General features: G+C 69.5%; 8 protein-coding genes. All 8 read right to left on the minus strand.

Features of this window, described 5'->3' with window-relative positions; translation table 11 throughout:
- Positions 1-151: 151 nt before the first annotated feature.
- Positions 152-826, minus strand: a complete 675-nt coding sequence (locus tag AC1RS9_RS14200) for an NUDIX domain-containing protein (protein ID WP_492921937.1) — start codon at positions 824-826, stop codon at positions 152-154.
- Between the two features lie 153 nt (positions 827-979).
- Positions 980-2,617, minus strand: coding sequence for a CTP synthase (gene pyrG / locus AC1RS9_RS14205; RefSeq protein ID WP_492921939.1), 1,638 nt, complete (start codon positions 2,615-2,617; stop codon positions 980-982).
- Positions 2,618-2,696: 79 nt separating this feature from the next.
- Positions 2,697-4,439 (minus strand): DNA repair protein RecN, encoded by a 1,743-nt coding sequence (gene recN, locus AC1RS9_RS14210; protein WP_492921941.1) that lies wholly within the window; start codon positions 4,437-4,439, stop codon positions 2,697-2,699.
- A 67-nt stretch (positions 4,440-4,506) separates the two neighbouring features.
- Complete coding sequence (locus AC1RS9_RS14215; protein WP_074039489.1) at positions 4,507-5,415, minus strand: NAD kinase; 909 nt, start codon at positions 5,413-5,415, stop codon at positions 4,507-4,509.
- A complete protein-coding gene (locus AC1RS9_RS14220) occupies positions 5,415-6,233 on the minus strand; it encodes a TlyA family RNA methyltransferase (protein ID WP_074039492.1) in 819 nt (272 codons plus the stop codon). The genes AC1RS9_RS14215 and AC1RS9_RS14220 overlap by 1 nt, the downstream gene beginning before the upstream one ends.
- Positions 6,230-6,526, minus strand: a complete 297-nt coding sequence (locus AC1RS9_RS14225; protein WP_115296134.1) for a hypothetical protein — start codon at positions 6,524-6,526, stop codon at positions 6,230-6,232. Before AC1RS9_RS14225 ends, AC1RS9_RS14220 begins: the two co-directional genes overlap by 4 nt.
- Positions 6,523-7,488 (minus strand): HAD-IIA family hydrolase, encoded by a 966-nt coding sequence (locus tag AC1RS9_RS14230; protein WP_074045220.1) that lies wholly within the window; start codon positions 7,486-7,488, stop codon positions 6,523-6,525. The genes AC1RS9_RS14225 and AC1RS9_RS14230 overlap by 4 nt, the downstream gene beginning before the upstream one ends.
- A complete protein-coding gene (locus AC1RS9_RS14235) occupies positions 7,481-8,305 on the minus strand; it encodes a tetratricopeptide repeat protein (RefSeq protein ID WP_136788439.1) in 825 nt (274 codons plus the stop codon). Before AC1RS9_RS14235 ends, AC1RS9_RS14230 begins: the two co-directional genes overlap by 8 nt.
- Between the last annotated feature and the right edge of the window lie 932 nt (positions 8,306-9,237).

Consider the following 9,237-nt stretch of genomic DNA (forward strand, 5'->3'; position numbering starts at 1 on the left):
GAGGTCGACCTCCAGCGCCGCGGCGTCGTCATGGGTGGCTACCTGCGCGCCGTGCAGGTGCGATTGCTCGTCATGACGATGCTGGCCACCGGGGCGTCACGCGAGAGCATCGCCGCCGAGGTGCGCCGCCGCGGCGGCTACCGCTGACCCGCTACTGCTTCGGAGCAAAGGCGGGGTGCACCGACCACGGGGTGTCGGGGGCGCGCAACGGTGCCCAGCCCGCGTCGCGCGCCGCGCGAGCCGCGAGGCATGACATGAGCAGCGCCGGGTTGTGGAGGCGCCCGGCGAGCGCTGCGTCGACGACGTCGTCGAGGCGAGCCCAGCCGGTCGGCATGTCGAGTTCTTCCTCCTCGCGCTCGAACCGGTCATCTTCCGACACGTCGGTGAGGTCGCGGGCGAGGAAGACGCGAAGCTGCTCCGAGAGCCCGCCCGGTGACGAGGCGTAGTCGATGAGCAGGTCGAGACGCCCGGCGCGCAGGTCGGCCTCTTCGTAGAGCTCACGCAGCGCCGCCTCGTGCGGCAGCTCGCCGTCGACGTCGAGCAGCCCCGCCGGGATCTCCCACTCCTGCGCACCGATGGGGTGCCGGTACTGGCGAATGACGAGCACGTCCTCGGCGCAGGGTTCGCCGCGCATGGCGAGGACGGCGACGGCGCCCGGGTGGCGGACGAAGTCACGGGTGACGCGCCCGGCATCGCCGAGATCGGCTTCCTCCTGGACGACGTCCCAGACCCGTCCCTCGTAGACGACGTCGCTGCGCACGACGGGCGCGGGGGTGTAGTCGTCGACGAGTTCGCTGGGGGTGATCGTGGGGTGGATGGAAGTCATGCCACCGATCCTGACACACCGGACTGGCACCCGGTCGCGCCCGGCCGCTACGTCGCAGGCCGACGTCCCAAGAAACGCCGAGGAGGGCGGCGCCGTCTCCGGCATCGCCCTCCTCGATTCATGACACGCGGCCCGAACAGCGGCCGCACGTCGTCACTTGCTCGGTCGCTCCAGCGCGGCCTCGACGAGCCCCGCGAACAGTGGGTGCGCGCGGTGCGGTCGCGACTTGAACTCCGGATGAGCCTGCGTCGAGACGTAGTACGGGTGAACGTCCTTCGGCAGTTCGACGAACTCGACGAGCCCGAGCTCGGGGTGCGTACCCGAGACGACGAGTCCAGCGTCGGTGACCTGCTCGAGGTAGTCATTGTTCACCTCGTAGCGGTGACGGTGACGCTCGCTCACCTCCGTCGTGCCGTAGGCGTTCGCCACGACCGAGCCGTCGAGCAGCTTCGCCGGGTAGGCGCCGAGGCGCATCGTGCCACCGAGGTCGCCGGCGCCCTCGACGAACGACTTCTGCTCCTCCATCGTCGCGATGACGGGGTGTGACGTCTCGGGGTCGAACTCGGAGCTCGACGCGTCAGCGATGCCCGCGACGTTGCGCGCGTACTCGATGACCATGCACTGCAGGCCGAGGCAGATGCCGAGCGTCGGCACCTTGTTCTCACGGGCCCACTTCAGCGCGCCGAGCTTGCCCTCGATGCCGCGCACGCCGAACCCGCCGGGCACGAGCACCGCGTCGACACCCGACAACGCCTTCTTCGCGCCCGCGTCGCTCCTGCAGGTGTCGGAGGCGACCCAGCGGATCTTCACCTTCGTGTCGTGATGGAAACCGCCGGCGCGCATCGCCTCGGTGATCGACAGGTAGGCGTCGGGCAGGTCGATGTACTTGCCGACGAGGGCGATCTCGACCTCGTGCGCCGGACGGTGGACGTGATCGAGTAGCTTGTCCCACTGGGCCCAGTCGACGTCACGGAACGGCAGGCCAAGGCGGCGGATGACGTACGCGTCGAGCCCTTCGGAGTGCAGCACGCGGGGGATGTCGTAGATGCTCGGCGCGTCGACGGCGGCCGCGACGGCCTCGGAGTCGACATCGCACATGAGCGAGATCTTGCGCTTGATCGGCTCGGGGATCTCGCGATCGGCGCGCAGGATGAGCCCGTCGGGCTGGATGCCGACCTGACGCAGTGCAGCGACGGAGTGCTGCGTCGGCTTCGTCTTCAGCTCACCGCTGGGGCCGATGTACGGCACGAGCGAGACGTGAAGGAAGAAGACGTTGTCGCGCCCCACGTTGTGGCGCACCTGGCGTGCGGCCTCGAGGAACGGCAAGGACTCGATGTCGCCGACCGTGCCACCGATCTCGGTGATGATGATGTCGGGTGCGTCGTCGCCGTTCGCCTCGGCGCGCATGCGCTCGACGATCTCGTTCGTGATGTGCGGGATGACCTGCACCGTGTCACCGAGGTATTCCCCGCGACGCTCGCGTGCGATGACATCGGAGTACACCTGGCCGGTCGTGACGTTGGCGCGCCCGTGCAGGTTGACGTCGAGGAATCGCTCGTAGTGACCGATGTCGAGGTCGGTCTCCGCGCCGTCTTCGGTGACGAACACCTCACCGTGCTGGAACGGGTTCATCGTTCCCGGGTCGACGTTCAAGTAGGGGTCGAGCTTCTGCATCGTGACGCGCAGGCCGCGCGAACGCAGCAAACGGCCGAGACTGGATGCCGAGAGGCCCTTTCCGAGGGAGGAGGCCACGCCTCCGGTGACAAAAATATGCTTCGTCGTCTGATCCACCACGGAATGCCAGCCTACTTCATCGAGAGGTATTCGGGCGACAGGGTTGCCGCACGATGGATGTGAACCCAAAGAACGTTCATGCGCTCGACTTCTGTGACGCGCCGGCCGCCGTCAGCAGGGATTCGGCGTGCTCACGCGCGACCGCGCTTGTCGTGTCGCCACCCAACATGCGCGCGATCTCGGTGACGCGCGCGTCACCCGTGACGGCGGCGACGCCGCTCTCGGTGACGGCGCCGTCATGCGATTTGTGGACGACGAGGTGGTTGTCGGCGTACGCCGCGACCTGGGCGAGGTGCGTCACGACGATGACCTGCGCGCTCTGCGCGAGCCGCGCCAGGCGCGCGCCGATGTCGTGCGCCGCCTCGCCCCCGACGCCGGCGTCCACCTCGTCGAACACGAACGTGGGCACGCTGCCCGTCGACGTCACCACCTCGAGGGCGAGCATGACGCGCGACAGCTCACCACCGGAGGCGGCCTTCGTCACCGGCTTCGGATCCATGCCGCGGTTGGCCGACAGCAGGATCGTGACGTCGTCGATGCCGTGCTCCGAGGGTTTGACGAGGCGCCCGTCGGGCAACTCGAGGCCCTTGTCGGCTTCGGCGATCGAGACCTCGACGACGAGGCGAGCCGAGCCCATCGCGAGGTGATGCAGCTCCTGCGTGACAGCCTCACCCAGTCGCTCGGCCGCGGATCGACGCAGATCGTGCAGCGAGAGAGCATCAGCCCCGACCTTCGGCGTGAGCCCCGCGACCTCGGCGTCGATCGCGGCGATGCGATCGTCCGAGCCGGCGAGCTCCTGCGCCTCACGCCCGGCCTGTTCACGCCACGTGAGCACGTCGTCGAGTTCGGGCCCGTACGCCTTGAGCAGCTGGGTGATGGCGGCGCGCCGCTGATGCACCTCCTGCAACCGCTGCGGATCCATGTCGATGGCGGCCGCGTACTGCGCCACGTCCGCGGCGAGGTCGGCCGTGAGCGTCTGCACCTCCCGCAACCGCTCGATGAACGGTGCGAGGTCGGCGTCCAGCGTCACACCCGACTCGAGCCCACTGCGCGCAGCAGCCATGAGCGCCAGCGCATTCGGCTCGTCGGGCGACAACTCGTCGCCGGCCAGGGCCGCACCCGCACCACGCGAGGCGGCCAGGAGATCCTCGGCATGCGTGAGCCGCTCACTCTCCGCCGCGAGTTCGACGTCCTCACCCTCGATCGGCTCGATCTCGTCGATGCGCGCGATCCCAGCCTCGAGCATCGTGAGCCGCTGCGCGCGCTCCTGCGCCTTGAGCGTCAACTCGCGCCGCTCGGCCCGCAGCGCCTTCAGCCTCACATACCCGTCGCGGTAGCGCTGCGCCACCTCCGAGAGTTCGGGGCCTGCGAACGCGTCAAGGATCTGACGGTGCTCCTCGGGCTGCTTGAGCCGCCATTGGTCGGCCTGCCCGTGCACCGCGACCAGCTCATGCCCGATGCGCGCCAGCACGCCTGCGGGGACACTGCGCCCGGCCACCTGCGCACGCGAACGCCCCGTCGCGGCTACCGAGCGGCTGAGGATCACCTCGTCGCCCGCCTCCACGTCGAACTCATCGGCCAGCGCGGCCGCGCTCACATGCTCGCCCGGCACGTCGAGGAACCCCTCGACGAGCGCCGACTTCTCCCCCGTGCGCACCCGATCGGCGTCAGCACGCTCACCGAGCAGCAGCCCGAGACCGCTGACGACCATCGTCTTACCCGCGCCCGTCTCGCCCGTGACCACGTTGAGCCCCGGGCTGAGTTCGAGCGTCGCGTCGGCGATGACACCCATGTTGCGAATCCGGATTTCCCTCAGCACGCTTCCCACCCTAGGGGCACGACGCGACGAATGGTGATTCGAACACGCTTACGAACAGATGAACTTTTCAATGCGCGCGTCGCGTGCCGCGCCAGCCCTCGACCGACAGGTCGAACTTGCGCACGAGACGATCCGTGAACGGCGCGGTGCTCAGGCGCGCCAGCGTGACGGGCTTGTCGCTCGCGTGCACCTCGACACGGGCGCCGTCGGGCAGATCGAACGGGCGCCGCCCGTCACACCACAGCACGGCGCGCCCCTGCGCACCGGGCACGAGTTCGACGGCAAGTTGCGCGCGCGGCCCCAGCACGAGCGGGCGCGCGAACAGCGCATGCGCCGAGATCGGCACGAGGAGGATGGCCTCGGTGTCCGGCCACACGACCGGTCCTCCCGCGCTGAAGGCATAGGCCGTCGACCCCGTCGGCGTCGCGATGACGACGCCGTCAGCGCCCCAGGACGCGAGGGGACGGCCGTCGATCTCGACGGTCAGTTCGAGCATGCGCTCTCGTGCGGCCTTCTCGATGCTCGCCTCGTTGAGCGCCCACCCGCGGTGCAGTTCCACCTCACCGCGCCCGTCGGTCGCGACGACCTCGAGCGTCGCGCGGGTCTCGACGATCCACGAGCGCTCACGCACGCAGGCGACGATCCGCTCGACGTCCTCCTTCTCCGCCTCCGCGAGAAACCCGACGTGGCCGAGATTGATGCCGAGCAGCGGCACCCCGCAGTCGCGCGACAGTTCGGCGGCGCGCAGGATCGTGCCGTCACCGCCCAGGACGACGGCGAGCTCGCACGCCACCCCAGCTTCCTCCGGCGCGACGGTGACGACGCCCGGCCGCTGCGCGATCCCGAAGGCCGCCAGCTCGTCGGCGATGCCCGCGACCTCGATCCCGGCGGCCGTCAGCCCTTCGACGAGTCGCTCGGCGACCTCGTAGGCCTCGGGCCGGCGCGGGTGGCCGATGAGCAGGACGCGGCGGTTCATCACTCGCTCCTTCGCGTGAGGTCGCGGATTCGCTGGTTGGCGGAGGCGTCGTCGAGTGCGCCACCGACCGCGGCGCGACGCAACCAGACGAGGTATTCGTGGTTGCCGTGGCTGCCCACCATCGGGCTCCACGCGAGACCGTGCACGGCGAGGCCGAGTTCGGACGCGCACGCGAGCACCTTCTCGATGCTCTCGCGACGCTGCTCGACTGACGTCACGACGCCCGTCCTGCCCAGTCTCTCGCGTCCGACCTCGAACTGCGGCTTGATGAGCGCGATGAGATCACCGTCGTCGGCGAGCAGAAAGGACATGTGGGGCAGCGCCAGCGTCAGCGAGATGAACGACAGATCGCTGACGACGAGTGCGAACGGTGAGCCGTCGAGCTGCGTCGCGCTCACGACGTCGCGGACGTTGACGCCCTCGAGATCGGTGACGCGCGGGTCGCTCTTGACCGGTTCGGCGAGCTGGCCGTGCCCGACGTCGAGAGCGACGACGTGAGCCGCCCCCCGTTCGAGCAGCACCTGCGTGAACCCACCGGTCGAGGCGCCGACGTCGATGGCGTGCGCTCCGGCGACGCGGGTCGCGACACCCGGAAAGGCCTCGCACGCGGCGAGGAGCTTGTGTGCGGCACGGCCCACGTAGTGGTCGAGGTCGCCCTCGATCTCGACGTTCTGCGTGTCGCTCACCTTGGTCGACGCCTTCGCCTCGACCTTGCCGTCGACAAGCACCCTCCCCGCGTCGAGCAGCTCCTTCGCCTGGGCGCGAGAACGCACGAGGCCGCGCGCCACGAGGGCGGCGTCGAGTCGCACACCACTCATGCCTGGGCCTGTTCGAGGCGTCGCTGCAAGCTCTCATGGACGTCGTGTGCACGAGCGATGACGTCGGCGGCGTCGACGTCGGGCCCACAGCTTTCGGACCCGCTGTCATTCGACACTCTGCCGACCGACCCATTGCCGCCCGTCGACTTGCCGGCCATCGCATCGACGCTCTCGCGCAGGCGGCTCACGGCATCGTCCAGCTCTGTGTCACCGACCGGGCCGTCCCCGGCGATCACACGACGGCCCTCGGCCCGCTGGGCGAGCTCAACCGGGCTGGGCACCCCGACGTTCATGACCCGCACGCCTGACGCATCTCGCGCGCCGCGTCCTCGGCGGAGAGGTCTCCCGCATCGACGCGCTCCCACAGGGACGTCAGCAGACCGCGCACGCGCGCGACGCTCGCACCCGGGCCGCATTCCCCGGCAGTCTCGACCTCGTACGGCTGCGTCAACCCGCGCAGATCCGCGAGCACGTACGTCGGGCGACGCTCCTTCGGTGCCGCGGCTGCGTCCGCGAGGCCGTGAACACCGGTGAGCACGAGCACGCTGTCGTACCCGCCGCGGGTCGCGCCTTCGATATCCGTCTCGAGCCGGTCGCCGACAGCAAGGACGCGCGACGCGTCGGCCGCGCCGATGCGCTCACTCGCCATGTCGTACATGACGGGCATGGGCTTGCCGGCCACTTCGGGATCGACCGCCACCGCATTGCGGACGGCCTGGACGAGCGAGCCGTTGCCGGGTGCGATCCCTTTCTCGGTCGGCAAGGTCAGGTCAGTGTTCGTCGCGACCCAGCGCGCACCACCGTTGACGGCGTGCGCTGCGGCCGCGAGGTCCGTCGCACGGACATCCGGCCCGTAGCCCTGGACGACGGCATCGATGTCGCCGGTCCCTGCACCTGCATCGTCGTCGCCGACGCAGACGAAACCGGCCCCCCTCAGCGCTCGGGCAACGCCCTCCCCGCCGATCGGCAGGACGATACGCACCTGCGCGCCACTCTCGCGCAGCACGTGCGCTGCCGCCATCGACGAATTGACGACGTCCTCGTCGTCCAGACGCAGCCCGAGCTCACGCAGATGCGCCGCGACGGCCGACGGGGGACGCGAGGCGTTGTTCGTCGCGTAGACGACGCGCGTCCCATGTTCGCGCGTGCTCTGGAGGCTCGCGATGGCATGCGGGATGGCGTCGGGCCCTGCGTAGACGACGCCGTCGAGGTCGCAGACGATGCCGTCGTACCGGTCGAGCAGGCCTTCAGTCACGGGGGTCCTGTTCCCCGACCGACGCTGACGGTTCGTTCGGCGGTACGGCGCCGAACGCGCTCAGGTCGAGCTCGGCGAGACGCGGGTCGACGTCCTGCTCGTCCTCCGGCGCGAGGTCGGTCAGCTCGAAGCCGTCGATCTGGTCGATGCGGTCGGCGGCGTCCGTCTCGCCATCACGGTCGGCCGCGTCGGCCTTGACGAACCACGCCCGCGCTTCCTCCCGCTCACCCAGGTCGAGCAGCGCGTCAGCATACGCGTAGAACAGACGAGCGGCCCAGGGCTGCGTCGTCGCCTTCTGCAGGGCGGGAATGCGCAGTCCGACGACGGCAGCCCGCGACTGTCCCATGTCGCGGCGCACGCCGGAGACGACGATGGCCAACTCGATGTTGTCGGCCTCAGAGAGGCGTTGCGCTTCCGGAGAGTTCGCCAGCTCGAGGGCCCGCTCGTAGCGCCCCAGGCCACGCTCGCAGTCGACCATGTACGGCAGCAGGTGGTCGGAGCCGGACAGCCGGCGCGCGGTCCGGAACTCACGCAGTGCCTCGGCGAACTCGCCCGTTCGGTAGAGGACCAGACCGAGCGCCTCGCGCGCTGCCGGAACCCGGCCGGCCCGGCTCACGGCGTGCTGCGCGTGGTCGAGCGCCTTCTCCGGGTTCTCGTCCAGCAGTTCGGCGGCAGCGACGAGGTGCTTGGCGACGCCCTCGGCGTTCTCCTTGCTCAGGGTACGCAGCTGCTGACGAACCGCCTTATCGAGCTCATAGCCCGTGATGTCCTCCGGCAGCACCGGCTCCGGCTTGCGACGGGGACGCTCGTCCCCCACGGCCTTCGCGTCCCAGCTGCGCGGGCCACGAATCGACGACTGCTCGTCCGACCAGCCGGCACCGCGGTCCCCCCGGCCGGTGAACCCGCCACGGTTTTCGCTGCGGTCATCCCGACGGAAACCGCCACCCCGCTCGTCACGACGATCCGAACCGCGTCCGTAACCAACACGCTCATCACGCCCAGACGAGCGGCGGTCGTCCCGGCCACGGTCATCACGACGGAAACCCCCACGATCCTCACGACCCCGCTCGTCATCCCGACGCGGTCTGTCATAGCTGCGCTCGTCCCGGCCACGGTCGTCCCGACGGAAACCCCCACGATCGTCACGACCGAAGGAACGGCGATCGTCACGACCCCGCTCGTCGTCCCGACGCGGGCCACCGTAGCCACGCTCATCGCGGCGGACACCTCTACGGTCGTCACGACGGTCGCTGCCCCGTCCATAGCTGCTTCGCTCGTCGCGACCTGACGAGCGACGATCGTCGCGCTCGAACCGACCCCGCTGCTCACGGGAACCCCTGTCGTCACGAGCCGGGCGACGCTCGCCGGAGGCCGCCTCGCGACCTCCCTGCGACCAGCGCGAACTGCGTTCGCGACGCTCTGGCGTGTTCTCGGTGTTCTCGTCAGGCATGTCTTCCTCTTCTCAGGACGGGCAATAGACATCGTGGCACGAGGGCGGCGCCTCGGGCGAGCCGGCACCCATTGCTACGACGGAGCGAGGGCATCGACCACGGCTGCGCAGCCAGGGCATACATGAAAGAAGGGCCCTTGATCCAAGAACTGTTCAAGCTCCGAGCCACCCGTCGGGGGCTTCAAGGAACACGACGTTCATCAGATCAAGGACCCTTCTGTTGAAGAAGTCCGGCGGTGTCCTACTCTCCCACACCCTACCGAGTGCAGTACCATCGGCGCTGAAGGGCTTAGCTTCCG

It is taken from the genome of Dermacoccus sp. MPR-E5 (assembly GCF_058809565.1).